Source organism: Collinsella sp. SGI.241, assembly GCF_050312955.1.
GTDB lineage: Bacteria > Actinomycetota > Coriobacteriia > Coriobacteriales > Coriobacteriaceae > Collinsella.
In genome coordinates, this window is the sequence record NZ_JBNPKM010000006.1 from 122,964 (window position 1) to 147,034 (window position 24,071).

Annotated in this window: 24 protein-coding genes and 5 tRNA genes; 27 read left to right on the top strand and 2 right to left on the bottom strand. The window is 63.4% G+C overall.

The features are described 5' to 3' along the window. Positions 1-142 precede the first annotated feature (142 nt). The 23 genes from ACQQ92_RS04395 to ACQQ92_RS04505 all read left to right on the top strand — a co-directional run bounded on the left by ACQQ92_RS04395 (position 143) and on the right by ACQQ92_RS04505 (position 18,394). Positions 143-217, top strand: a tRNA-Val gene (locus tag ACQQ92_RS04395). A gap of 130 nt (positions 218-347) precedes the next feature. Further along, positions 348-420: transfer RNA gene (locus tag ACQQ92_RS04400), tRNA-Ala, on the top strand. Between the two features lie 200 nt (positions 421-620). Continuing rightward, positions 621-696: transfer RNA gene (locus ACQQ92_RS04405), tRNA-Ile, on the top strand. A 317-nt stretch (positions 697-1,013) separates the two neighbouring features. Continuing rightward, positions 1,014-1,086: transfer RNA gene (locus tag ACQQ92_RS04410), tRNA-Ala, on the top strand. A 75-nt stretch (positions 1,087-1,161) separates the two neighbouring features. Then, positions 1,162-3,192: an ABC-F family ATP-binding cassette domain-containing protein gene (locus tag ACQQ92_RS04415; RefSeq protein ID WP_427795883.1), complete on the top strand. Its 2,031-nt coding sequence runs from the start codon at positions 1,162-1,164 to the stop codon at positions 3,190-3,192. After that, a complete protein-coding gene (locus tag ACQQ92_RS04420) occupies positions 3,179-3,475 on the top strand; it encodes a hypothetical protein (RefSeq protein ID WP_164473297.1) in 297 nt (98 codons plus the stop codon). The genes ACQQ92_RS04415 and ACQQ92_RS04420 overlap by 14 nt, the downstream gene beginning before the upstream one ends. A 9-nt stretch (positions 3,476-3,484) precedes the next feature. Then, the gene (locus tag ACQQ92_RS04425; RefSeq protein WP_154516487.1) at positions 3,485-4,168 is read left to right on the top strand and encodes a site-2 protease family protein; all 684 of its coding nucleotides are present in this window, start codon (positions 3,485-3,487) and stop codon (positions 4,166-4,168) included. Positions 4,169-4,252: 84 nt separating this feature from the next. Continuing rightward, on the top strand, positions 4,253-5,062 hold the full coding sequence (locus tag ACQQ92_RS04430) for a segregation and condensation protein A (RefSeq protein WP_427795884.1): 810 nt from the start codon (positions 4,253-4,255) through the stop codon (positions 5,060-5,062). A 10-nt stretch (positions 5,063-5,072) separates the two neighbouring features. Then, positions 5,073-5,801 (top strand): SMC-Scp complex subunit ScpB, encoded by a 729-nt coding sequence (gene scpB, locus ACQQ92_RS04435; RefSeq protein WP_427748055.1) that lies wholly within the window; start codon positions 5,073-5,075, stop codon positions 5,799-5,801. Beyond that, positions 5,788-6,753, top strand: a complete 966-nt coding sequence (locus ACQQ92_RS04440) for a pseudouridine synthase (protein ID WP_427795885.1) — start codon at positions 5,788-5,790, stop codon at positions 6,751-6,753. The genes scpB and ACQQ92_RS04440 overlap by 14 nt, the downstream gene beginning before the upstream one ends. 66 nt (positions 6,754-6,819) lie before the next feature. After that, positions 6,820-7,506 carry a (d)CMP kinase gene (gene cmk, locus ACQQ92_RS04445; protein ID WP_427795886.1) on the top strand — a complete coding sequence of 229 codons (687 nt, stop codon included), beginning with the start codon at positions 6,820-6,822 and terminating at the stop codon, positions 7,504-7,506. Positions 7,507-7,509: 3 nt separating this feature from the next. Continuing rightward, complete coding sequence (locus ACQQ92_RS04450) at positions 7,510-8,238, top strand: lysophospholipid acyltransferase family protein (RefSeq protein WP_427795887.1); 729 nt, start codon at positions 7,510-7,512, stop codon at positions 8,236-8,238. Positions 8,239-8,240: 2 nt separating this feature from the next. After that, positions 8,241-9,140, top strand: a complete 900-nt coding sequence (locus tag ACQQ92_RS04455) for a 4-hydroxy-3-methylbut-2-enyl diphosphate reductase (protein ID WP_427795888.1) — start codon at positions 8,241-8,243, stop codon at positions 9,138-9,140. Positions 9,141-9,142: 2 nt separating this feature from the next. Beyond that, positions 9,143-10,585, top strand: coding sequence for a DUF512 domain-containing protein (locus tag ACQQ92_RS04460; protein WP_427795889.1), 1,443 nt, complete (start codon positions 9,143-9,145; stop codon positions 10,583-10,585). A 10-nt stretch (positions 10,586-10,595) separates the two neighbouring features. Next, a complete protein-coding gene (gene der / locus ACQQ92_RS04465; protein ID WP_117629385.1) occupies positions 10,596-11,930 on the top strand; it encodes a ribosome biogenesis GTPase Der in 1,335 nt (444 codons plus the stop codon). Then, on the top strand, positions 11,923-12,606 hold the full coding sequence (plsY, locus tag ACQQ92_RS04470; protein ID WP_427717425.1) for a glycerol-3-phosphate 1-O-acyltransferase PlsY: 684 nt from the start codon (positions 11,923-11,925) through the stop codon (positions 12,604-12,606). The genes der and plsY overlap by 8 nt, the downstream gene beginning before the upstream one ends. A 9-nt stretch (positions 12,607-12,615) precedes the next feature. After that, on the top strand, positions 12,616-13,623 hold the full coding sequence (locus tag ACQQ92_RS04475) for an NAD(P)H-dependent glycerol-3-phosphate dehydrogenase (protein WP_427726748.1): 1,008 nt from the start codon (positions 12,616-12,618) through the stop codon (positions 13,621-13,623). A gap of 18 nt (positions 13,624-13,641) precedes the next feature. Beyond that, the gene (rpe, locus tag ACQQ92_RS04480) at positions 13,642-14,313 is read left to right on the top strand and encodes a ribulose-phosphate 3-epimerase (protein WP_427717430.1); all 672 of its coding nucleotides are present in this window, start codon (positions 13,642-13,644) and stop codon (positions 14,311-14,313) included. Between the two features lie 6 nt (positions 14,314-14,319). Further along, positions 14,320-15,498 carry a cysteine desulfurase family protein gene (locus ACQQ92_RS04485; RefSeq protein WP_427795890.1) on the top strand — a complete coding sequence of 393 codons (1,179 nt, stop codon included), beginning with the start codon at positions 14,320-14,322 and terminating at the stop codon, positions 15,496-15,498. Next, entirely contained in the window at positions 15,495-16,304 is an 810-nt protein-coding gene (locus ACQQ92_RS04490) for a Nif3-like dinuclear metal center hexameric protein (protein ID WP_427795891.1), read from the top strand. The genes ACQQ92_RS04485 and ACQQ92_RS04490 overlap by 4 nt, the downstream gene beginning before the upstream one ends. Further along, entirely contained in the window at positions 16,301-17,020 is a 720-nt protein-coding gene (locus ACQQ92_RS04495) for a zinc ribbon domain-containing protein (RefSeq protein WP_427726754.1), read from the top strand. Before ACQQ92_RS04490 ends, ACQQ92_RS04495 begins: the two co-directional genes overlap by 4 nt. 2 nt (positions 17,021-17,022) lie before the next feature. After that, positions 17,023-18,237, top strand: a complete 1,215-nt coding sequence (coaBC, locus tag ACQQ92_RS04500) for a bifunctional phosphopantothenoylcysteine decarboxylase/phosphopantothenate--cysteine ligase CoaBC (RefSeq protein ID WP_427726756.1) — start codon at positions 17,023-17,025, stop codon at positions 18,235-18,237. Positions 18,238-18,317: 80 nt separating this feature from the next. Continuing rightward, a tRNA-Pro gene (locus tag ACQQ92_RS04505) sits at positions 18,318-18,394 on the top strand. A gap of 527 nt (positions 18,395-18,921) precedes the next feature. On the opposite strand, the gene ACQQ92_RS04510 is transcribed toward ACQQ92_RS04505, so the two are convergent. Beyond that, complete coding sequence (locus tag ACQQ92_RS04510) at positions 18,922-19,746, bottom strand: DUF6273 domain-containing protein (protein ID WP_427795892.1); 825 nt, start codon at positions 19,744-19,746, stop codon at positions 18,922-18,924. Positions 19,747-20,041: 295 nt separating this feature from the next. Here ACQQ92_RS04510 and ACQQ92_RS04515 point away from each other — a divergent pair, with 295 nt between their 5' ends. Beyond that, positions 20,042-20,344: a hypothetical protein gene (locus tag ACQQ92_RS04515; protein ID WP_427795893.1), complete on the top strand. Its 303-nt coding sequence runs from the start codon at positions 20,042-20,044 to the stop codon at positions 20,342-20,344. Positions 20,345-20,356: 12 nt separating this feature from the next. On the opposite strand, the gene ACQQ92_RS04520 is transcribed toward ACQQ92_RS04515, so the two are convergent. After that, a complete protein-coding gene (locus ACQQ92_RS04520) occupies positions 20,357-20,545 on the bottom strand; it encodes a hypothetical protein (protein WP_154516421.1) in 189 nt (62 codons plus the stop codon). Between the two features lie 226 nt (positions 20,546-20,771). On the opposite strand from ACQQ92_RS04520, the gene ACQQ92_RS04525 reads away from it, so the two are divergent. The 3 genes from ACQQ92_RS04525 to ACQQ92_RS04535 all read left to right on the top strand — a co-directional run. After that, positions 20,772-22,232, top strand: coding sequence for an ATP-binding protein (locus tag ACQQ92_RS04525; protein WP_427795894.1), 1,461 nt, complete (start codon positions 20,772-20,774; stop codon positions 22,230-22,232). Between the two features lies 1 nt (position 22,233). Continuing rightward, positions 22,234-22,884, top strand: a complete 651-nt coding sequence (locus ACQQ92_RS04530; protein ID WP_154516415.1) for a hypothetical protein — start codon at positions 22,234-22,236, stop codon at positions 22,882-22,884. 3 nt (positions 22,885-22,887) lie between these two features. Then, positions 22,888-24,071: phospholipase D-like domain-containing protein (locus ACQQ92_RS04535; protein ID WP_427795895.1), on the top strand; the 1,184-nt coding region annotated here is incomplete at its 3' end.

Sequence of the window (24,071 nt, forward strand, 5' to 3'; positions counted from 1 at the left end):
AGGAACAGGTCGTTGTGCTGCAAGTATGCCGTAAACACGGATTGTGTCGGAGTGGTCTGGCATACGATTTTAAAATCGAAGCCAAAAAGTTCTTGGTAATCCTCGCGTTGCTATGTTAGTATCTCTTTTGCCGAAAGGCGACGGGCGATTGGCTCAGGGGTAGAGCATATCCTTCACACGGATGGGGTCACAAGTTCGAATCTTGTATCGCCCACCATCAAAAGCACAGGTCAGAGGTGATAAGCCTCTGGCCTTTTTCTTTTTGACACAGAGAGTGTGATCAAAAAAGTTTCTTCAAAATTGTTCTTGCACCCTTGGAGGAGTTCCCGTATAGTACTTTTTCACACGGGGGCGTAGCTCAGCTGGGAGAGCGCTTGACTGGCAGTCAAGAGGTCAGGGGTTCGATCCCCCTCGTCTCCACCCGAGCATTGAATGAGGCTCCAACGCAAGTTGGGGCCTTTTTTCATATAGGCACACAAGGTCAAAGGCAGGACCATGATCCTTCCGATCGAAAAGATCGTGCGTTGAATGACCATTGCGCGCATGGTAGTATTTCACGTCGTGGTGCAACGACACGCTAAATGGAACTTCTCCATGGCCTTTGCAACCACTAATATAAAGGGCTCTTGGCGCAACGGTTAGCGCAGGGGACTCATAATCCCTGGGTTCTGGGTTCGAATCCCGGAGGGCCCACCAGGTTTTTCAACAGGTCAGGCAATTTGTCTGGCCTGTTTCTTTTTCATGGCAACATTTTCTTGCAAGTAGCTTGTTTGCCCACTTCCAAACGCCTTGGGTCGCGTTCATGGCGGGAGGTCCCCGGGGGCGACCGGGCTGGAGCCGGAAAGGCGGGCTGCGGCAGCACCGCACGCCTTAGGGCGCGCCCTGCGGGCATGGCCAGGCATCGCGGACCCTCGATCCTGTGCGGGTCCGCGCCCCCGCGCCGCGACGGCGAAAGTTTTTCTAAAATTGTCCTTGCATCGCCGTCCGAGTTCCCGTATAGTACTTCTTCGCACGGGGGCGTAGCTCAGCTGGGAGAGCGCTTGACTGGCAGTCAAGAGGTCAGGGGTTCGATCCCCCTCGTCTCCACCCGAGCATTGAATGAGGCTCCAACGCAAGTTGGGGCCTTTTTTCATATAGGCACACAAGGTCAAAGGCGGCACCATGATCCTCCTGGTCGACAAGATCGAAAAAAGCTTCGGCGCGCGCGTCCTCTTTAGCGGCGCGTCCTTTCAGATCAACCCCGGCGAGCGCTTTGCGCTCGTGGGACCCAACGGCGCCGGCAAAACCACCATGCTCAAAATCATCATGGGTATCGACAGCCCCGACGCCGGCCAGGTCCAGTACTCCAAGGACTGTCAGGTGGGCTACCTCGAGCAGGAAACCAACCTGGAGCACAAGGACACGACCATCCTCGCCGAGGTCATGGCCGCCGCCAAGGAAATCCGCCGCATGGGTGAGCGCGCCAACGAGCTGCAGGCCCAGATCACCGAGCTCTCTGAGCAGGGCAAGGACGTCGACGCGCTCCTTAACGAGTACGGCCAGGTCCAGGACCGCTTTGAGCACTTGGGCGGCTACGAGCTCGAAAGCAACGCCCGCAAGATCCTGTCCGGTCTGGGCTTTAAGGTCACCGACTTTGAGCGCCCGTGTTCCGAGTTCTCGGGCGGCTGGCAGATGCGCATCGCGCTGGCCAAGCTCTTCCTGCGTCATCCCGACCTGCTACTTCTGGACGAGCCCACCAACCACCTGGACCTCGAAAGCGTCCAGTGGTTGCGCGGCTTTATCGCCAACTACGACGGCGCCGTGCTCATCGTCAGCCACGACCGCGCCTTTATGGACGCCTGCGTCGACCACGTCGCCGCGCTCGAGAACCGCCGCGTGACCACCTACACCGGCAACTACAGCAGCTACCTCAAGCAGCGCGAGGACAACCTGGAGCAGATGCGCGCCAAGCGTGCCGCCCAGGAGCGCGACATCGCCCACATGCAGGTTTTCGTCGACAAGTTCCGCTACAAGCCCACCAAAGCCGCCCAGGCGCAGGAGCGCATCCGCAAGATCGAGCAGATCAAAAAGGAGCTCGTCATCCTGCCCGAAGGCCACAAGCACATCGACTTTAAGTTCCCCGACCCGCCGCGCTCGGGCGACATGGTCGTGGGCCTGGAGGGCGTATCCAAGTCCTACGGCAACAAGCACATCTATAGCGATATCGACCTCAAGCTCTATCGTGGCGAGCACGTGGCGCTCGTCGGCCCTAACGGCGCCGGCAAGTCCACCCTCATGAAGATCATCGCCGGCCTGGAGCCGCCCACTGCCGGCACGCGCGAACTGGGTACCAACGTGGGCGTGGCCTATTACGCCCAGCACGCGCTCGAGGGCATGACCGAGTCCAACACCGTCCTGCAAGAAATCGACACCGTCACGCCCAAGTGGACCGTGCCGCAGCAGCGCAGCCTACTGGGCGCCTTCCTGTTTAGCGACAACGATTCTATCGAAAAGCAGGTTCGCGTTCTTTCCGGCGGCGAAAAGGCGCGTCTGGCTCTGGCTAAGATGCTCGTGGCCCCCGAGGCACTTCTGTGCCTGGACGAGCCCACTAACCACCTGGACATCGACTCGGTGGACATGCTCGAGAACGCCCTACAAAACTTCCCCGGCACCATTGTTCTGATCAGTCACGACGAGCACCTGGTGCGAGCCGTGGCCAACCGCGTGATCGACATCCGCGATGGCAAGGTCACGGTCTATGACGGCGACTACGACTACTACCTCTACAAGCGCGAGGACCTCGCAGCCCGCGCCGCCGAGGCGGCAGGGGAGAGCACACCTTCCGCGGCCAAGCCCACCAAAGCCAGCGCCGCCCAGGCCGATACCCCCGCTGCGGCCCCCAAGCCTGCCGAGGGCAAAAAGACCAAGGAGCAAAAGCGTGCCGAGGCCCAGGCCCGCGCCGCGCTCAACAAAAAGCTCAAGGGCGTGCGCAACCAGCTCAAGAAGATCGAGGCCGAGCTCGACAAGAAGCGTGCCCGCTATGACGAGCTTATGGAATTGATGGCAAGCGAAGAGCTTTATGCCGATCAGGATAAGTTCAACGCCGCGCTGGGGGAATATAACGGGCTTAAGCAAGAGCTGCCCAAGCTCGAGGACGAATGGCTGGAGCTTTCCACCCATATCGAAGAGGAGACCGCGCGTGAACTCTCGTAAGGCCGCTGCCGTGGCGATGAGCATCATAGCCATCGCGTGCCGCATCTGCGGCATCTTTATGAGCGCGATGACTGTGCTGCTGTGCTTTAGCGGCCTCACCGCCAAGCTGCAGATTGTGGGCTTTGTCGTTGAGCTTTCGCGCGCGCTGCCGAGCGCTATCGCGGGCTACGGCGTCATCACATCGCCCTTTGGCGGCGTGTTCCGCCTGGATTACGCCATCGTGGCCGTCATTTTGTTTGTGGCCGACTACCTGCTCACGCGCGCCTCGCGCCGCGTCCGCTAGGGGAGTGCCATGTCCAGCAGCTACCTCATGAACCTGCTCGCGAGCGCCGTCGCCGTCATCGTGGGCATCGTGATCCACGAGAGCGCGCACGCCGCCGCGGCCTGGGCGCTCGGCGACAAAACGGCCCGTTCGCGCGGCCGCGTCTCGCTCAACCCGCTCAACCATATCGACCCGTTTGGCACTATCATCCTGCCGCTGCTCATGCTCGCCGCCGGCGGCCCGGTGTTCGCCTTCGCCAAGCCCGTGCCGGTCTACCTCAACAACCTCAAGCACCCCAAGCGCGACGAGGTCTTGGTGAGCGCGGCCGGCCCCGCATCGAACATCGCACTGGCATGCCTTGCAGCCGCCATCATGCACGCAGCATACGGCAACCTCTACACCAGCATGTCCTTTGCCGTAGCGTCCCAAATCATGAACTTTGGCGCCACCTTTATCGTGGTCAACCTGTCGCTTGCGTTCTTTAACCTCATCCCGATTCCGCCGCTCGACGGCTCGTCTATCATCGTGCCGTTTCTCAAAGGCAAGGCACTCGCCAACTACTACCAACTTCAGCAATACGCCATGCCGATCCTTATCATTGTGCTGTATCTGCTGCCCATGTGGACCGGCATCGATGTGATCGGCCGGTATTTCGACGTTACCGTGTATCCGCTCGCTGGGCAGCTGCTCAACTTCGCAATCGCCGGCATCTAAGGTAAACTTACAGGTCGACCGTGCAAAACGGTCGCAACATGCACCCAAACCGCGCCGCGAAGGCGCCGTCAAAGGAGGTCGAAGATGTCGTATCGCGTGTCGACGCAGGTCTACAGTGGACCGTTCGACCTGCTGCTGCAGCTGGTAACCCGCCAAAAAGTTGATATCGGCGCCATCTCGATCAGCGAGGTGGCCGAGCAGTACCTTGCCGAGGTCGAGCGTATTGAGGCGCTGGACCTGGACGTGGCGAGCGACTTTTTACTGGTCGCGGCAACCCTTCTGGACATCAAGGCCGCCTCGCTGGTGCCGCAGGAGGCCCCCAGCAAAGCCGACGACGATGACGAGATTGACGAAGACCTCGAGGAGCTCAGCGCGCTCGACGGCGACGCCCTGCGCGAGGTCCTGATCCAGCGCCTGATCGCCTACAAGCAGTTTAAGGGCGCGGCGGCGGCCCTTGGCGCGCGCATGCAGGCCGAAAGCCGCATGCATCCGCGCGTGGCCGGCCCCGACCCCGAGTTTTTGGGCCTTATGCCCGACTACCTGGCCGGCATTACCCTGCGCGGCCTCGCCGTCATCTGCGCCGACCTGGACGGCAAGCGCCAGACCTTCCTGCTGGAGGCCGAGCACGTGGCGCCGCATCGCGTGCCGCTCGACCTGACGGTGGCCTCGGTCGACCGCTTTACTATGGCGCACCAAACCTGCACCTTCCGCGAGCTGCTGGACGGCGACGCCACCACCGAGCAGCTCGTCGTCACCTTCCTGGCCATGCTGGAGCTCGCCAAGCGAGGCTCGCTCACCCTGAGCCAGGACGAGATCTTTGGAACCATCCGTATCAACCGCGTCGAGGGCGCCGAGGCATACGTGCCCGGCGAGGGCCCCGAGCTCACCGAATAGGAGCGGAACCATGTCAACCCTTTCCACGCTAGAGGCAAACAGCCTCAAAGGCGCCCTCGAGGCGCTGTTGCTGGTTTCGAGCGATCCCGTCAGTGCGCCCGCGCTGGCAGATGCGCTGGATATCGCCCCGGGCGAGTGTGCGTCGCTTTTGGCCGAGCTCAAAGTTGAGTACGAGGAGGCCAATCGCGGCTTTCAGCTGCGCGAGGTCGCCGGCGGCTGGCGCTTGTTTACGCATCCCGCCTACCATGACGTGGTCGAGGCCTATGTGCTGAGCTGGGATACGCAAAAACTGTCGCAGGCGGCACTCGAAACCCTGGCCGTCATCGCCTACCACCAGCCCGTCACGCGCGAGGTGGTCAAGGGCATCCGCGGCGTCAACTCCGACGGCGTCATCGCGTCGCTCGTTGACAAGGGTCTGGTGCGCGAGCTCGGTCGCGACCCCCAGCGCGGTCAGGCCATCATTTACGGCACGACCAACGCCTTTTTGGAGAAGTTCGGTCTGCGCTCCACCCGCGACCTGCCCGATCTGGAGCAGTTTGCCCCCGACGAGCAGTCGCGCCAGTTTATCCGCGAACGCCTGAGCGGCCGCAGCATTCAGTCTACGCTCGAGGAGCAGGTCGAGGACCTGGACGAAGAGCGCGAGCTGCTGGATACCGATGTTGAGGATGTCGAGGCAGTCGGTGGCGAGGAAACACTTGCCACCGACGACGCTGCGGAGGATACGCATGACGAGGACTAGCGAAGCAGGGGAGGCGCGCGCCGTCGCTGCCACGGGCGCGCCCGCGATCGACCCCCAGCCCGTCTACCCGCACACCATGCGCCTGCAGCGCTTTTTGGCGCGCGCGGGTGTTGCGAGCCGCCGCGGCTCGGAGGACCTGATGACCGCCGGCCGCGTGACTGTCAACGGCCAGGTCGCGACCGAACTGGGCACCAAGGTCGATGTGGACCGCGACCATATCGAGGTTGACGGCATGCCCGTCAAGCTCAACCAGGGCGCCGTGTACCTGATGCTCTACAAGCCGACCGGCTACCTCACCACCATGAGCGATCCGCAGGAGCGCCCCTGCGTGGCCGACCTTGTCCCGCGCGACCGTTTTCCGGGGCTCTTCCCGGTGGGTCGCCTGGACCGCGACACCACGGGCCTTTTGCTCTTTACCACCGACGGCGACCTGTCGCAGGACCTGCTGCACCCCAGCAAGCACGTCTACAAGACCTATCAGGCGCTCGTGGACGGCCACCTGACCGATCGCGACTTGGAACCGCTGCGCCGCGGCATCGAGCTCGACGACGGCCTGTGCCAGCCGGCAATCTGCCGCGTCATTACCGCGCGCGAGGCCGAGGCCGTGGCTCCGCAGGGTGTGAAGCCCGGCACAACCGCTGTGGAGGTCATTATCCGCGAGGGGCGCAAGAACCAGGTCAAGCGCATGCTGAGCAAGATCCACCACCCGGTGATCCGCCTGCACCGCTGCAACTTTGCCGGCCTGGAGCTCAAGGACGTGGCCAAGGGCTCGTGGCGCGAGCTCACCGACCGCGAGGTGCAGATCCTCAAGGCCGGCGGCATCCCGCCCAAGCAGGCCAGCTCCAAGCGCGGCGCTGCGCCGGCGACCAACCCCGCGGCTCGCAAGCGCCATCACGGCAGCCACGGCTCCGCGCCCAAGCGCAACACCTACCGCGAGCGCTACACGGGCTAGCCAGTCCGCCAAGCCGCAGCGCCCGCGTCCCATACCAGCACGTCAACCACCGAAAGGAAGCATTGCATGATCGTCGCCATCGACGGCCCCGCCGGTTCCGGCAAGTCCACCATCGCCAAGGAGATCGCCCGCCAGCTGGGCTTTAACAAGCTCGACACGGGCGCCATGTATCGCGCCGTCACCTTCGCCGCGCTCGACCGCGGCATCGATCTGGACGACGAGGCGGCCATCGACGCCCTCGCCGAACAGATCGAGATCCGCTTTACCAACGGCACCGGCGAGGACACGCGCCTGACCATCGACGGCGCGGACGCCTCGGCTGCCATTCGCACCCCGCAGGTCGACGCTACCGTGTCCAAGGTCTCGGCCTACCCGGGCGTACGCGCGGCCATGCTCATCCATCAGCGTCGCGCCGCCGAGGACCGCGATATCGTGGCCGAGGGCCGCGACATCGGCACCGTCGTGTTCCCCAACGCGCAGGTCAAGGTGTTCCTGACCGCCGATCCGCGCGAGCGCGCCCGTCGCCGCGTGCTGCAGCGCCACCAAAACGACGCCCAGCCGCCCACCGAAGAGCAGCTCGAGGCCGAGGTCGACGAGACGCTCGACGCCCTCAAGCAGCGCGACAAGCTCGACAGCAGCCGCGAGGTCGCGCCGCTCGTGCCCGCCGAGGACGCCGTGCACGTCGACTCCACCGCACATACCATCGACGAGGTCGTCTCGATAATCGAGGACCTCATCAACCAAAGGAGGTAGCTCATGCGCCTGTTTAAGCAGACGCCCGAGGATTACTACAACGCGCCTTATGCCGAGTTCCCCGTGCTCATCCGCGGCACCGTCTTTGTGGTCATGGGCATCCTGTGGGTCTTCTCCAAGCTCATGTGGCGCTGGAAGGTCGAGGACGCCGACCTGCTGTTTGAGCGCCAGGAAGGCCGCGGCAGCGTGGTCATCTGCAACCACACCTCGATGGCCGAGCTCCTGGCTGTAGAAACGGCGCTATTCTTTGGCGGCCGCCGCATTCGCCCCATTTTTAAGTCCGAGTTTGCCAAGAGCAAGATCGTGCGCTGGGCCTTTAGCCGCGTGGGCGGCATTCCCGTCGAGCGCGGCACCGCCGACATGAAGTGCCTACGTGCCGCCCAGCACGCGCTGCAGCGCGGCGAGGACGTCCTGATCTTCCCCGAGGGCACACGAATCCGCTCGCGCGAGATTAAGCCCGAGGTCCACGGCGGCTTTGCGCTCATCGCCCAGATGGGCAAGGCACCCGTCAACCCGCTCGCCATCTGCGGCTGGTCCGATATCACGCCTGCGGGCAAAAAGCTCATGCGCCCCAAAAAGTGCTGGATCCGTGCCGGCAAGGCCATCTCACTATCCGATGCACCGGCTGAGCTCAAGCGCAAGGAGCGCCTGGCATGGTTTGAGTCCGAGGCCATGAGCCGCGTCTACGCCATGCGCGACGACCTGTGCGCCGAGCACCCCGGCAGGTTCTAGCCATGGGCGAGAACGTCATGAATACCGCCGAGGCTGCGCCCGGCAAGGCAGACGCCCCCACCATCGAAATCGCAGCGCATGCCGGTACCTGCTACGGCGTACAGCGCGCGCTCGACATGGCGCTGGCCGCCGCGCCGCAGGCAGGGGAGAGCGCTCAGGTCCACACGCTGGGTCCGCTCATCCATAACCCCATCGTGGTGCGCGAGCTCGCCGAGGCAGGCGTCGGTCTGGCAGACACCTTGGACGACGCCGCATCGGGCACCGTGGTCATTCGCGCGCACGGCGTGGTGCCGCAGGTCATCGAGGCTGCTCGCGAGCGCGGCCTTACCGTGGTCGATGCCACCTGCCCCTACGTGAAGAAGGTCCATGTGGCGGCCGAGCGCCTGGTGCGCGAGGGCTACCGTGTGATTGTCGTGGGCGAGCCGGGCCACCCCGAGGTTGAGGGCATCCTGGGTCACGCCGGCGATGACGCGCAGGTCGTGAGTTGCGCCGCCGATGCGGACGCGCTGCCGCTCAAGGGCAAGGTGGGCCTGGTTGTGCAGACCACCCAAACCGCGCAGAACCTGGCCGAGGTAGTGGCCTCCATCACTCCGCGTGTGCAGGAGCTGCGTGTGATCAACACCATCTGCGCTGCCACGAGCGAGCGACAGCAGGCAGCCGCCTCACTTGCCAACCGCTGCGACTGCATGGTCGTCGTGGGCGGCAAAAATTCGGGCAATACGCGCCGCCTGGCGCAGATTTGTACCGATGTCTGCGAGCACACCCATCACATCGAGGAAGCCTCCGAGCTTGAGGCCGCATGGTTTGCCAACGCGCGCCACATCGGCGTCACCGCCGGAGCCTCAACTCCGCAAGAACACATCGAGCGCGCCGTTGCGCGCATCAAGGAGCTTTGTCGCTAATCATGGACCAGACCGTACCCGCATACGCCGCCGAGGTGGCCGATTACGGGCGCAGCCGCGACCCCGAGCCGGGTGAGGGCGCGCTCGTAAAGAACGTGCGTCCCGAATCGCCCGCATGGGATGTGGGTATCGAGCCGGGCATGCGCGTGCTCACGGTCAACGGCGAGCAGTTGACCGACATGATCGTGTGGCTCTGGGAGGCCGACGAGGACACCGTCGACCTAGAGGTTCTCGACCCGCGCGACGGCACCGTCACCCCCGTCGAGCTCGATCGCTTTCCCGGCGAGGACTGGGGCCTTGAGTTCGACGGCCCTATCTTTGACGGCATGCGTACCTGTGTGAACGCCTGCGTGTTCTGCTTTATGACCATGCTGCCCAAGGGCGGCCGCTCCACGCTGTATATTCGCGATGACGACTACCGCCTGAGCTTTTTGCAGGGCAACTTTGTCACGCTCACGAACCTTTCTGACGAGGACGTGCAAAACGTTATCGACCGCAACATGAGCCCCATGAACGTGTCGGTCCATGCCGTAAGCCCCGACGTCCGCCGCCGCATGATGGGCCGTAACGCCCAGCGCGGCATGGACGTGCTCGAGACCATCATGGCCGCCGGCATCGAGATTCACGCGCAGATTGTGCTGTGCCCCGGCATGAACGACGGCGGGGAGCTGCAAAAGACCCTACGCTTTTGCGAGGAACACGAGCAGATCACGAGCCTGGGCATTGTGCCGCTCGGTTTTACCAAGCATCAGAGGCGCTTTACCTGGTCATACAGCGACAAACCTGAGCTCGCGCGCGAAACCATTGCCATGATCCGTCCCTTCCAGGATCGTGCCTACAAGCGCTTTGGCCGCCACACCTTCCAGATGAGCGATGAGTTCTATCTGGACGCCGGCATCGAGCCACCCCAGGCCGATTTTTACGACGGCTACCCGCAGTATTACGACGGCATCGGTATGATTCGCTCGTATCTGGACGAGACCGACGACGTACTTGCCGCCGATGCCGAGCGTCTGCGCCGCGTTCGCGAGGCAATCGCCGCCCGTGGCCAGCGCCTCCTGTGCCTCTCCGGCACCAGCGCGCGCGACACCGTGGCACGCTTTGTGGAGTCTCCACGGGGCCTTGCCGGCACCGTCACCGCTATCGAAAACCGTTACTTTGGCGGCAACGTGGACGTGACCGGTCTCATCGTCGCCTGCGACATTCTGGAGCAGCTGCCGCAGGACCTCTCGGGGGTTATGCTCTTTGTGCCTAAGCTCATGTTCAACGCTGACGGTATGACGCTTGACGAGTATCATCGTGACGATTTACTCGCAATCCTTGAAGCTCGCGGCGCTGAGGTTCATGTGGTATCGACCATGCCGCATGAGCTGCTCGATACCCTGGAACATATCCTTGGCATTGTGCCCGCCGACTCAACTAATTCCACTGACCCTACCCATTAAAGGAGTGCAGATGAAACCTATCGTCGCCGTCGTCGGACGCCCCAACGTGGGCAAGTCCACGCTCGTTAACCGCCTGGCCCAGACCTCGGACGCCATCGTCCATGAGTCCCGCGGCGTAACGCGCGACCGCTCCTACCACACGGCAGATTGGAACGGCCGCGAGTTCACCATCGTCGACACGGGTGGCATCGAGCCGCTCAAGAGCGATGACGTCTTTGCCACGTCCATCCGCGACCAGGCCCTCGCCGCCGCCGAGGAAGCCGCCGTCATCCTGTTTGTGGTCGACGGCCGCACCGGCGTCACCGAGGAGGATGAGTCGGTCGCCCGCATGCTCAAGCGCTGCGACAAGCCGGTCTTTCTGCTGGTGAACAAGCTCGATAACCCCGATCGCGAAAACGACAGCATCTGGGAGTTTTATTCGCTCGGCATCGGCGAGCCAACGCCGCTCTCGGCCCTGCACGGCCACGGCACGGGCGACCTGCTCGACGACATCGTTGCCCTGTTGCCCGAGGAGGAGGACGAGGTCGCCGACGAGTTCCCCGACGCGCTGAACGTCGCCATCATCGGCCGCCCCAATGCCGGTAAGTCGTCGCTGTTCAACCGTATCCTGGGCGCCGACCGCTCTATCGTGTCAAACATTGCCGGCACCACGCGCGACGCCATCGACACCGTCGTGGAGCGCAACGGCAAGCACTACCGCATGGTCGACACCGCGGGTATTCGCAAGAAGAGCACCGTGTACGAGAACATCGAGTACTACTCCATGGTCCGCGGCCTGCGCGCCATCGACCGTGCTGACGTGGCGCTGCTCGTCGTCGACGCCTCCGTGGGCGTTACCGAGCAGGACCAGAAGGTCATGGGCTTGGCCATCGAACGCGGCTGCGCCATCGTCGTTCTGCTCAACAAGTGGGATCTGCTCGACGACGACCGCAAGCGCGAGGCCTGCATGGAGACCGTCGACCGCCGTCTGGGCGTCATGGCTCCCTGGGCCCAGTACCTGCGCATCTCGGCCCTGACCGGCCGCAGCGTCGAGAAGATCTGGGCAATGGTCGACGCTGCCGAGAAGACGCGCTCGCAAAAGATCACCACTTCGCGCCTCAACACCTTCCTCACCGACCTGCGCGAGTTTGGCCACACCGTGGTGGACGGCAAGCGTCGCCTGCGCATGCACTACGTGACCCAGACGGGCGTCAACCCGCCGACGTTTACGTTCTTCGTCAACCACAGCGACCTGGTCAACGACACCTACCAGCGCTACGTGGAGAACCGCATGCGCTCGACCTTCGATTTTGCCGGCACGCCCATTCGACTCTTCTTTAGGAAGAAGGAGCAAAAGGATGCATAATCCGATTCTGCTGACCGCCATCTGCGCCGTGGTCTCGTTCTTTATCGGAGCGATTCCGTTTGGCCTGATCCTGGGCCGCGTGTTCAACCACACGGACATTCGCAAGGCGGGCTCCGGCAACATCGGCACCACCAACGCCCTGCGCGTAGCCGGTCCCAAGGTCGCCGCGCTCACGCTGCTGCTCGACTGCTTGAAGGGCGCCATCTGCGTCCTTATCGCGCGTCCGCTCATCGCGAGCGTGGGCTATGCCTTCCCGGTGAGCATTATGGCTCCCGGTGCCGCCGGCGACTGGATGCTCGGCGTCATTTGCCTGGCTGCCGTGTGGGGACACATCTTCTCGCCCTACCTCAACTTCCACGGCGGTAAGGGCATCGCTGTGGGGCTGGGCGTCATACTGGCCTGGTACTGGCCCATCGGACTTTCGCTGCTGGGCATGTTTATCGTGGCCGTCGCCATCACCAAGTATGTGTCGGTGGGCTCGCTTGCCGCGGCCATCGGTCTTCCCATCGCCGCCTGCGCGGTCTTTCCGTACAGCAGCCTGGGCCTCAAGTTTTGCATGGCGATGATCGGCATCACCGTGGTGTGGGCCCATCGCGCGAACATCAAAAAGCTCATGACGGGTAAGGAATCCAAGCTCTCGTTTACCAAGCGCGTCACCGAGCCCGACGATAAGTAGGAGAGAGTCATGAATGTTGCGCTGATTGGCTCCGGCTCCTGGGGAACCGCCGTCGCCGGCCTTGCCGCCGCGCGAGCCGAGCGCGTGACCATGTGGGCCCACAGCGAGCAGACGGCCGCCGGCATTAACGGTGAGCACCGCAACCCGCGCTATCTGGTGGACTACGAGCTGCCCGGCAACGTCGTCGCCTCCACGGACCTGTCGCGAGCGCTCGACGGTGCCGATGCGATCATCTTTGCCGTGCCCTCCATGCACCTGCGCGACGTGTGCCATCGGGCAGCGCCGTTTATCGATACCGAAACTCCGGTCCTGTGCCTCACCAAGGGCATCGAGCCCGAGTCCGGCATGCTCATGAGCGAGGTCATCGCCAGCGAGATCGGCAACGAGATGCGTGTGGCGGCGCTCTCGGGCCCCAACCATGCCGAGGAGATATGCCGCGGCGGACTTTCCGCCGCCGTCATCGCCAGCAAAGACTCGCAGGTAGGGGAGACCTTTAAGGACCTGCTCCTATCCACGGCCTTCCGCATCTATCTGTCGCAGGACATGACCGGCGTCGAGGTTTGCGGCGCCATGAAAAACGTCATCGCCATCGTGTGCGGCATCTCCGCCGGTACCGGCGCAGGCGACAACACGCTCGCCCTTATCATGACGCGCGGCCTGGCAGAAATCAGCCGACTGGTGCACGCCCGCGGCGGCCAGGCCATGACCTGTATGGGTCTTGCCGGCATGGGCGACCTTATTGCCACCTGCACCTCCGAGCATTCGCGCAACCGCACCTTCGGCTACGAGTTTGCCCACGGCGTATCGCTCGACGAGTACCAGGCGCGCACGCATATGGTGGTCGAGGGCGCCGTCGCCGCCCGCAGCGTGAGCGAGCTCGCCCGTTCGCTGGGCGTAGACATTCCGCTCACCTTTGCCGTGGAGCAAACGCTCTACAACGGTGTTACTTTGGATAGGGCGCTCGAGATCCTTACCGACCGCGTCCCCTCTCAAGAGTTCTACGGACTCACCGACTAGCGCAGAAAGGCTACTACCATGGGTTCCATCAAAATCGCTCCGTCCGTCCTCTCAGCCGACATGGCCAACCTCAAGGGCGAGCTCGACAAGATCGCCGGCGCCGACTATGTGCACTTCGACGTCATGGACGGTCACTTTACCGGCAACCTCACCTTTGGCGTCGAAATCCTCAAGGCCGTCAAGCGCTCCACCAAGGTGCCGGTCGACGCGCACCTGATGGTGTCGAACCCCGACGAGACCGTCGATTGGTATGCCGACGCCGGCGCCGATATGATCACCGTGCACTATGAGGCCTCCACGCACCTGCACCGCACGCTCACACACCTACAGCAGCGCGGCGTCAAGGCCGGCGTGGTACTCAACCCCGCCACCCCCGTCTGCGTGCTCGAGAGCATTATCGAGGTCGTCGACATGGTGCTGCTCATGAGCGTGAACCCCGGCTTTGGCGGCCAGAGCTTTATCCCGGGCACGCTGCATAAGCTCCACGAGCTCAAGGCCATGTGCGAGCGCCACGGTGTGTCGCCCATGATCGAGGTCGACGGCGGCATCTCTTCCAAAAACATCGCCGAGGTCGTCAAGGCCGGCGCCAACGTACTCGTAGCCGGCTCCGCCGTATTTAAGTCCGAAGATCCCGCCGCCGAGGTTGCGCTGCTGCAGAAGCTGGGCAACGAGGCCGCACAGGAGGCATAAACCCTTATGACCGCAGGTCAAAACCGCATACCCGTGAATCTTGACTATGCCGCCTCGACGCCCATGCGCGCCGAGGCGCTCCTTGCGCAGCGCGAGTACGACGAAAGCGAGCTTGCAGGCGTCAACCCCAACTCGCTGCACTCGCTCGGCCGCAAGGCTGCCGCACGTCTGGAGGTTGCACGCCGCGAGATCGCCCGCAGCTTTGGCGCGCGCGTTCGCCCGTCCGAGATCGTCCTAACCAACGGCGGTACCGAGGCCAACCAGCTGGCGCTCCTCGGACTTGCCGAGGGTGCTCGTCAGCGCGATCGTAAGCGCGAGCGCGTGATCGTGTCTGCGATCGAGCACGATTCGATTCTGGACAACCTGCCGCTGCTGCGAGCCGCCGGCTTTACCGTCGACCTGGTGCAGCCCTGCCGTGCGGGCTACATCGAGCCTGCCGAGCTGAGCGACTTGTTGGGCGACGACGTCGCGCTCGTGAGCATCATGGCCGCCAACAACGAGACCGGTGTGGTACAGCCTATTCGCGAGCTTGCCGCGGCTGCGCACACCGCGGGTGCCCTGTTCCACACCGATGCCATCCAGGGCTATCTGCATATTCCGCTCGATGTGACCGAGCTGGGCGTCGATGCTATGACCGTTGCAGCACACAAGATTGGCGGCCCCGTAGCCTCCGGCGCCTTATACCTAAAAAGCCGCACGCCGCTGCGCCCCCGCATCTTTGGCGGAGGACAGGAAGCCGGACGTCGTGCCGGCACGCAGGACCTGCGCACGCAGCTGGCCTTTGCCGCTGCCGCCTCGTCTCTGGCGCCCCATGTGGCTCAGGAGCGCAAGAAGCTGCAAGCCCTTTCCGACAAGCTCTACGCCACGCTTACGGCCAATCCACGCATTCACGCTACCATGGGCGACTACACGCAGGCCGACCGTCTGCCCGGCATGGTATCGATCTATATTGACGGCATGGACTCCGAGGAGCTCATCATCAAGCTTGACGCCGCTGGTTTTGAGGTTTCGGCCGGATCGGCTTGCTCGAGCGGCAGCATGGACCCGAGCCACGTGCTCAGCGCCATGGGCATTGGTCGCGAGCAGGCGCTGGGCGCACTGCGCATCTCCTTCGATGACCGCGTGAATCCGAGCGATCTGGACGACTTTGCCCAGACGCTGCTCTCGATTGTAGGTGCCGCATGATCGTCGCCGAGCTCGAGCGCGCCCTGCTGGCACGCTATCCCAAAACGGACGCCGAGCCCTGGGACCACGTAGGCTTATCCGTTGGCGACCCCGACGACGAGATCCGCGGCGTTGCCTGCGCGCTTGACGCTACCAGGGACAACGTGCAGCGCGCCTTGAAAGCCGGAGCCAACGTGTTGCTCACGCATCATCCCGTCTACATCAAGGCGCCCGAGTCGTTTTGCCCGCCCAGCGCAACGCGCCCCCAGTGCAGCGCGGCGCTCTACGAGGCGGCCCGCTGCGGGGTGAGCATTATCTCGCTCCACACCAACCTGGACCGCTCGCACGAGGCACGCATCTGCCTAAGTAAGCTGTTGGACGCCGTGCCCGATAGCTCGCTGGAGCACGTGGACGACCCCAAGGCCTGCGGCCTGGGAGTTTTTGCGACACTCAACGACCCGTGCACGCTGCGCGATCTTGCCGCCCGTGCTGCCACGGCCTTTGGCAGCGACCCACGCGTATGGGGCGATGCCGAGCGCCCGTGCCGCACCGTCGCTATTCTGGGCGGCTCCCTCGGCGACTTTGGCGAGCTTGCCATCGCCGCCGGTGCGGATGTCATCGTGACGGGCGAGGTGGGCTATCACGTGGCGCAAGATCTTGCCTTGCGCGGGCTGAGCGTGATCTTGCTCGGCCACGATCGCTCCGAGGAGCCGTTCGTGGATATCTTGATGAACTCTGCGGTTGACGCCGGGGTCGACCCCCGTCATGCGATTAAAATACTGAACCCTTGCCAATGGTGGACTGTGACAAAAGGAGAGAACTTATGAGCGCCGGCGCTACGCTACTCAAGCTGCAACAGATCGATTTGGAGCTCGCCCGCAACAAGAGCGAACTTGCCAATATGCCGGAGCTCAAGGAGCTCGCCTCAAAGCGCAAAACCTATGTAAAGCTTAAGTCCGAAATGACCAAGCTCTATGCTCAGCGCAAGGACCTCGACATTGAGCTGGACGATCTCAACACCACCGAGATCCAGACCAACAACGCCATCGAGGCCGCCAAGAAACGCCACTTCGACGGCTCTGACTACCGCGAGGTCCAGGATCTGGAAAACGAGCTCGCCACCCTGGCCAAGCGACTGGACAAGATTGAGCACACCCGCAAGGATGTCGTTGTCGCCCACAAGGAGGCGCTCGACCGTGAGGCTCGCGCGCAGGCCATCATCGCCAAATTCGAGGAGGGCGTGAAGGCCGACACCAAGGCCGCCCGTGCCAAGGCCGCCGACCTGCAGGCCCAGATTGATGCCGCCACCAAGGAGCGCACCGCGCTTGCCGCCACGCTGCCGACCGACGTGCTCACCGACTACGAGCGTCTGCTCAAGCAGTTCCGCGGCCTGGCCGTCGAGACCATTAAGGGCAACATCCCCACGGTCTGCCACACCGCGCTGCAGGCGTCGTCCATGAGCGACCTCAACCACGACGGTAGTGAGATTACGCACTGTCCGTACTGCCACCGCCTGCTCGTGCTCCCCAACAAGGAAGCCTAACAATGACGACGGCACCCGACAATTCAATGCAACTTGAGGGAAAAACGATCCTGCTGGGCATTACCGGCGGGATCGCCGCCTATAAGTCGTGCAATATCGTGCGCCTGCTGCAAAAGCGCGGCGCCCGCGTCAAGGTCGTTATGAGCGAGCATGCCACCGAGTTTGTAGGCCCGCTCACTTTTCGCGCGCTCACGGGCGAGCCGGTCGCCGTGGGTCTGTTCGACGACCCCTCCGACCCCATCCACCATATCTCGCTGGCGCAGGAGCCCGACTTGGTGGTCGTGGCGCCCGCGACGGCCAATATCATCGCCAAGATGGCCAACGGCATCGCCGATGACCTCATCTCCACTACGTTGCTTGCCACGCCGCGTCCTATCGTGGTCGCACCAGCCATGAACAATGGCATGTGGAAGGCGCCGGCCACGCAGGCCAACATGACCACGCTGCGCGAGCGCGGTGTCCACGTTGTGGGTCCGGGTAGCGGCTACCTTGCCTGCGGCGATGTGGACACGGGACGCATGAGCGAGCCCGAGGACATCGTCGAGGCCGTCTGCAAGCTGCTCGACCCCGCTCCTCAGGACCTTGTGGGCAAGCGCATCGTAATCACCGCCGGCCCCACGTACGAGCCGATCGACCCCGTGCGCTTCATAGGCAACCGTTCATCGGGCAAGATGGGCATCGCCCTGGCGGGGGAGGCCGCGCGCCGCGGTGCCGCCGTCACGCTTGTGCTGGGACCGACATCGCTCGACGTTCCCCGCGGTGTAGCGTGCGTGCGCGTACAAACCGCCGCGGAAATGCTCCAGGCTGCGCTGAGCGCCTTCCAGACGGCCGACGCGGCCATTTGTGCCGCCGCCGTCGCCGACTACACGCCTGCGGCCCCGGCGAACCATAAACTCAAAAAGGCCAACGAGCGCCTGGGTCGAATTGAGCTCGTCGAGACCGTTGACATCCTGGCCGAGCTCTCAAGCCAAAAGGGCGATCGCCGTGTGATCGGCTTTGCGGCCGAGACCGATAACGTCGTGGAGTACGCGCAGCGCAAACTCGTGCGCAAGGGTTGCGATGCCATTATCGCCAACGATGTCTCGCGCGCCGATTCGGGCTTTGGGACCGATACCAACAAGGCCTGGATAGTGAGTACAGCGGGCACGCAAGAACTTCCCGTACTAACAAAACCCCAGCTCGCAGATACAATTTTAGACTTGCTTCAAAATTTGTAAAAAAGTTCTTGCACAAGGACAAAGTTTCGGGTTACTATACTCCCTGTTGCGAGCGAGAGCAGAGCAACAAACAAAAGCTTCGGGACGTGGCGCAGCTTGGTAGCGCACTTGACTGGGGGTCAAGGGGTCGCTGGTTCGAATCCAGTCGTCCCGACCAGAAGTTTGCAGGTCAGGCACCTAGTGCCTGACCTTTTTTGTTTTAAGCAATTGCTTAATTTTGATTAAGCAACAGGGTGCCAAAAATCTACCTGCGCGATAGCCGCTTTTTGCGGCTACTTGCGCGTTTTGCACGCGCTTGTGCCGATTTATTAACGCGTTATGAATCTACATACGCGTAGCTGGTATACAGTGGAGTACAGGCTGTATTTATCGCGGCGATTACACAGATATAGCAACTGTAACGAACAAGCGTGTCGCTGTATTTATTCCAGTAGTTCACTTGATCGGTGGACAAGTGGGCTGTTGCAACGAAACGCCAAGCGGGATGGACCCCATACGAGGTCGCCGCAAAGATAATGGCGGGGGAGTGCGGCAGACGCTCTGAGAGCCGCTGTATGACCCCTATTTTCCTCAGACCGATAACCTGTACCATGAACCTCAAATTGTTCGAGTAATCGCTAAAAGAAAGGTCCGCGCAATCCTGCACGGACCTTTATCCATATGTCAGCTTATAGGACTAAATGTCTAGAAGCACCAAGCAGGGAACACGCTATAGGGGTCCTTCGCGTTCACGACGCGATAATCGCCGTAGGGACTGACAAAGCGAAAGTACCCGGGGTTGTACTCAAGCAAGGAGCGAGTCCAGTGACCGAAGACCGATGAAGCGCCGGAATGGTTCGATTTCGTCACGCCCTTGGATTTGTAGTACTCGTACTGTGTGCCGCCGAACCTCATATCCCCGTAGATTTCCGTCGTCGAGAGCAGGAAGACCTTGTCGGTCGTGGCCGAGGAACTCTCGGTACTACCGTCGTCGCTGTTATTGGTCATCTTCGTGACGGACTTCACCTTGGACTGGAGCTCGCCGGGTAGGAGCGACCAGAGGTCACCGGTGTTGAGACGGCCGCGGAGCTCAGACTTCTCCCAGCCGCCGGCGCTGGTTTCCGTGGCGTTTATGCGCTGATCGCCCATAGCATTGTTGGTTGACTCGAACGCAAGGCCGGCCTTGCCCGAGCCGTCGGCCAAGTCGTCGTGGTTGATGCCGATGATTTGGTACTCGAGCGTCTTGCCATTGGTCAACTTGACGGAGAACTTCGTCCCCGCATCCATGGCGGCCTTTGCCTTGGCGTAGGCGGGCGATGCCTCGCCCTTGGCGGCGATGTCCTCGGCTATGGCCTTCTGCTCATCGAGTGTCCAGTCCTTCGCGTCCTTGGCGATAGCCGCCTGGACGTTCGCGGAATCGGTACCCGTAGAGCCTCCACTGGTTGCTCCGCCGCCCTCCGTGCCTTCATTAGTCCCGCTATTGAGCGTGTTGCCCACCAGGTTGAACTGGTTTCTGATGGCTCCCGCCACGCCGGGCCCCGCGAACACGATGACCAGGCCGACAATCGCGATGATCAGGACGTACTCGATGATTCCTTGGCTTCGGAGGCGGATACTCCTAGGAGATACCCCCCCCCGAAGGTCAATTGCCGCTGCATTCATATGCGACACTCCCTTCGCTCAGGGTTTGCAATACGAGCCGAGCGTAGGGCAATTCCAGAAGGTTGCACCGCTCTTGCCGCAGCGGCATCCAGACCTAAGGCAAATTTCCGTTCAATGCGCTACAATAGAACATGCGTTCGTTAGTGTTTCGGGAGGATACCACATGGGGGAGAACGAGAAGTCAATCCGTCTGGTCACGGCCCTAGTCGAGTGCCGACCCGACGGCGAATACGTCCCCTGGGGAATCAAATGGTACGACGGCACCGTCTACCCGTTCGACCGCATCGAGTCCTACAGCGCCCGCTCGTGGGCACTCGGCAGGACTAGGCAGTCCGAGTCCTGGCGAGTGGTCGTCGGGGACGGGACCTGCCGCGACATCTGCCATTACGGGAACAGCTGGTACGTGGTCCACGACCCCGACAACGATGCCCCCGCGGCGCTTCCGAAACGGGGACCATGTAAATAGCACCAATGGACATCAATCCTGCCGGCTGCCGACGATTGCCGACGCGAGCATATCCGAAAGTCTTGAAATCTGCCCAGACGCGTACTCGACTATAAGCTCCGGCTCGGCCATTTCCCCGTGGGCGGCCGCCTCGAGCGCCGAGGCGAGTCCGCGCATCTCGTGGCAGACGTCGTAGACCCTGCCCTTGGCCCGCTCGTCCATATTCTCACCTCCCTTCGGTTGGAAACGCGATAGACCATACTTCATCTGGCGCACCCCGGGCACGCCCGGAACGCGACCGTTCGCCAGATAGAATTTGTTGCTCAATAAATCGAGGGGCGCAATAAGTAAACTTATGGCGTATGGCAACGAATGCGGGGCTTGCGGCGCGACTGCGCCCGCCGGCCCCCGACGATTATTTCCGGAGGTCCCCATGGGGAGTCGCACGGTGAAGAACTACCCCTCGCCGCGCCTGATGGCGAACATCGGCGCGACCAACCAGTCGGTTCCCGAGTCCATCGGCGAGCTGGTCGCGAACTGCTTCGACGCTAGGGTGGGAAATGAGAAAGTCGAGGTCGCCGTCGTGCTCGGCGACGACAAGATCAGCGTCATCGACAACTGCAGGGGCATGACGGGCGACATCCTCGAGAAGGCGGTCTGCATCGCCGAGGACATGTCGCGCCATCTCGAGCGCGGCGAGGACGCCAAGGGCCACTTCGGCATGGGCTTCAAGGCCGCGTGCTCGGCCCTCGGCGCGTACTACGAGATCTTCACGCGTCCGGTCGGCGAGGACACCGAGTACCACGTCGCGTTCGACATCAACGACTACAGTCGCAGGGACTCGGGCGCGGACGCCTGGGACGTCGTCATCGAGGACAGTCCGGTCGACGGCACGGGCGTGCTCGCCAGGGTCCCCCACGGCAGCGCATTCATCATCAGCCGCCTGAGGAACCCCGACCCGATGCCGGGCGCCATCGTCAGGTACCTGGGCGCCGCCTTCAAGGGACACCTCGAGACGGGCGACCGCATCGTGCTCGTGCAGGGGCGCGACAGGACGGAGATCGAGCCCGTCAGCTACAAATACCTGCCCGGTACCAAGGTCGATATCGACACCGCCTGCGGGCCGAACGGCAAGTACCGCATCACGGGCTGGATGGCGCTCAGCGACCAGACGCACAACGACGGCATGTACGGCTTCAACATCTACCGCCACGGGCAGCTCGTCATGCCCTGGGACAAGTCCTGGTTCAAGGCGCACCTCATGACGAGCCGTATCATCGGCGACGTCGAGCTCGGCTTCATCGACTCGACCTTCTACAAGCAGGGGCTTCAGGAGACGCCCGAGTGGAAGCTGGTCTCCAGCTACATGAAGGAGTACCTGAAGACCCTCGTCGCGGGCTCTCGCCACCTGTCTCGCTCCGGCAATGTACACGACGCGCAGGAGGTCCGAAGGGTCGCGGAGAGCCTCGCCGAGCAGTACGGCGGCGAGTCGATCCTGCCCGACGACGAGCTGACCGCTCCCGTTGAGGAGAGCACCGCGGCGGACACGGCGGGCATCAACACGACGGTGCGAAACGTCGTGACCGAGAGGTCCCTCGAGCTCGAGTCGGGCCTCACCGTCAACATCACGATCGTCAACAGGGGCAGGGGCAGCGACGTCAACGCGCCCTTCGACTACATCTACGAGGAGGGCGACGACGACGGCGACCCCTCGGCGCTCCAGGTGATCGTCTACGAGGACCACCCGCTGTGGAAGAAGAAGGTCAGCGACGAGGTGAGGCAGGTGCTGGCGGCATCCGACGCCATCTACCGCGTGCTCGTGGAGAAGCTGTCCGTCGCCCCGGCGGAGGCGACCAGGATGCGCAACGACTGGGTCGCGGTGCGCTGCGGCATGAAGGGAGAGGAGTAGCATGAACAGGCTTGATGCGCTCGAGTCGGTCAAGAGGGCATGGGACGACCCCGGAATGCCGCTGGACGAGAGGGCTTCGTCCGTCTCGTCCGACTTCTACTCGGCGGGACTCGACCTCGGCACCGCCGCGGCCTATATCAACGCGACGCCGTCCGAGCTGGAGGCGCTCCTCGAGCTGGGCGGCCTAGACGAGGACCTCCTCTCCGAGATCGCCGCCGCGAACCCGCCGAGGACCGCGTGGACGTTCCTCAACTGCGCGAGCGAGGACGAGGCGAGGCGCTCGCTGGAGGCGCTGACCGCCCAGCGCGGGCGGGACTCCCGCGACCGTATGGATGCCGCCGAGGCAATGTACCGCTCCATGGTCGCCATCGCGGAGCCGACCGCCGACCAGAGGGTCGCGGCGCTGTCCGGCGCCGACATCAGGCACGCCCTCGAGAAGGCCAGGCAGTACAAGGCGGACGACAAGTTCATGGTCAAGTTCATGACGAGCGTGGCGGGGCAGAGGGGCAGGGGCAAGGTCCTGTCCGACAAGCAGTCGAGCAAGCTCCGCGAGCTCCTCGAGAAGATCGCGGACGCGGGCGCGATATGCCGCGACAGCATCGACGGCGATGCCGACGCCTGCGACCGCATCCTCGACGCGCTGGGAAGGTAGCGCATGCCCCGCGACCAAAGGCGGGAGGGCTTCCCCTCCCTCGGCATCGGATACGTCTACACCGGACACGGCAGCAGGCTGCTCTCCGAGTTCCTCCTGCCGCTGCTCGGCGCGGCGAGCGAATACGACCGGGTGACGAGCTACTACACGCTCGACTCCCTCATCGCCATCTCGGCGGGGGTGGAGGGGCTGTACGCCCGCGGCGGCCGCATGCGCCTCATCGTCGGTATCCACAGCGTCCCCGGCGAGCTGGCCGCGGCGGCGGACCCCGCCGAGCCACTACGCGCCGAGGCGGAACGAATCGGCCGCGAGATCGGGGAGGGCATCCTCGGCCTATCCGACGCAATCCAGCGCGAGCGGCTGGCGACGCTCGCGTGGATGATCGCCGACGGGCTTCTCGAGGTGAGGGCCGCCGCTGTGGACGACGGCGGGCTCTTCCACACGAAGCTGTTCCTGCTGCGGGACGCCCAGGGCAACTCCGTCATCGCCTCGGGGAGCGCCAACGAGACGCGCTCCGGGCTCGGCGGCAACTACGAGACGATCATGGTGCAGAAGTCCTGGGAGACGCCCGGCATCGAGAAGGTCTGGCGCGGGGTCTTCGAGGGCCTGTGGGAGGGCTCCGCCGAGGGCGTGACGTCCTGCGAGATAACCCAATCGTTCGCATCCGCCATCGAGCGCGGCCTCGGCGGGAGCGTGCCCCGACCCGGCGCGTCGCATGCCGCGGTCGCGGAGGGCGCCATCGCGGCGGCGCGCAGGATGCCCTCGTACTTCTTCGTCTCCGGCGACATCCCCGGGCTCTACCAGCACCAGGAGCGTGCGGTCATCGACGCCCTTTCCCGCTGGCCCGTCAGGGTCCTGCTCTCCGATGAGGTCGGGTTGGGGAAGACGTTCGAGGCCGCGGCTGCCATGGCCTTCATGGTCAGGTTCTGCGGGGTGCAAAGCGTGGTCATCCTCACGCCCAAATCCGTCCTCTCCCAGTGGCAGTCCGAGCTGCGCGACCGCTTCGGCATCGAAGCGTGGCTCTACGACTCCACAAGGTGCCTCTACGTGGGCGCGGACGGGACCGAGCGCCCGCAGGCGGGAAACCCCCTCGGGGCCGGCCGCCCGGATATAGCCCTGGTCTCCGCCCAGTACGCCCGCGGGAGCCGCGGCAGGCCCGGATGCCTGGAGCGCGGCGACGCGGTCCT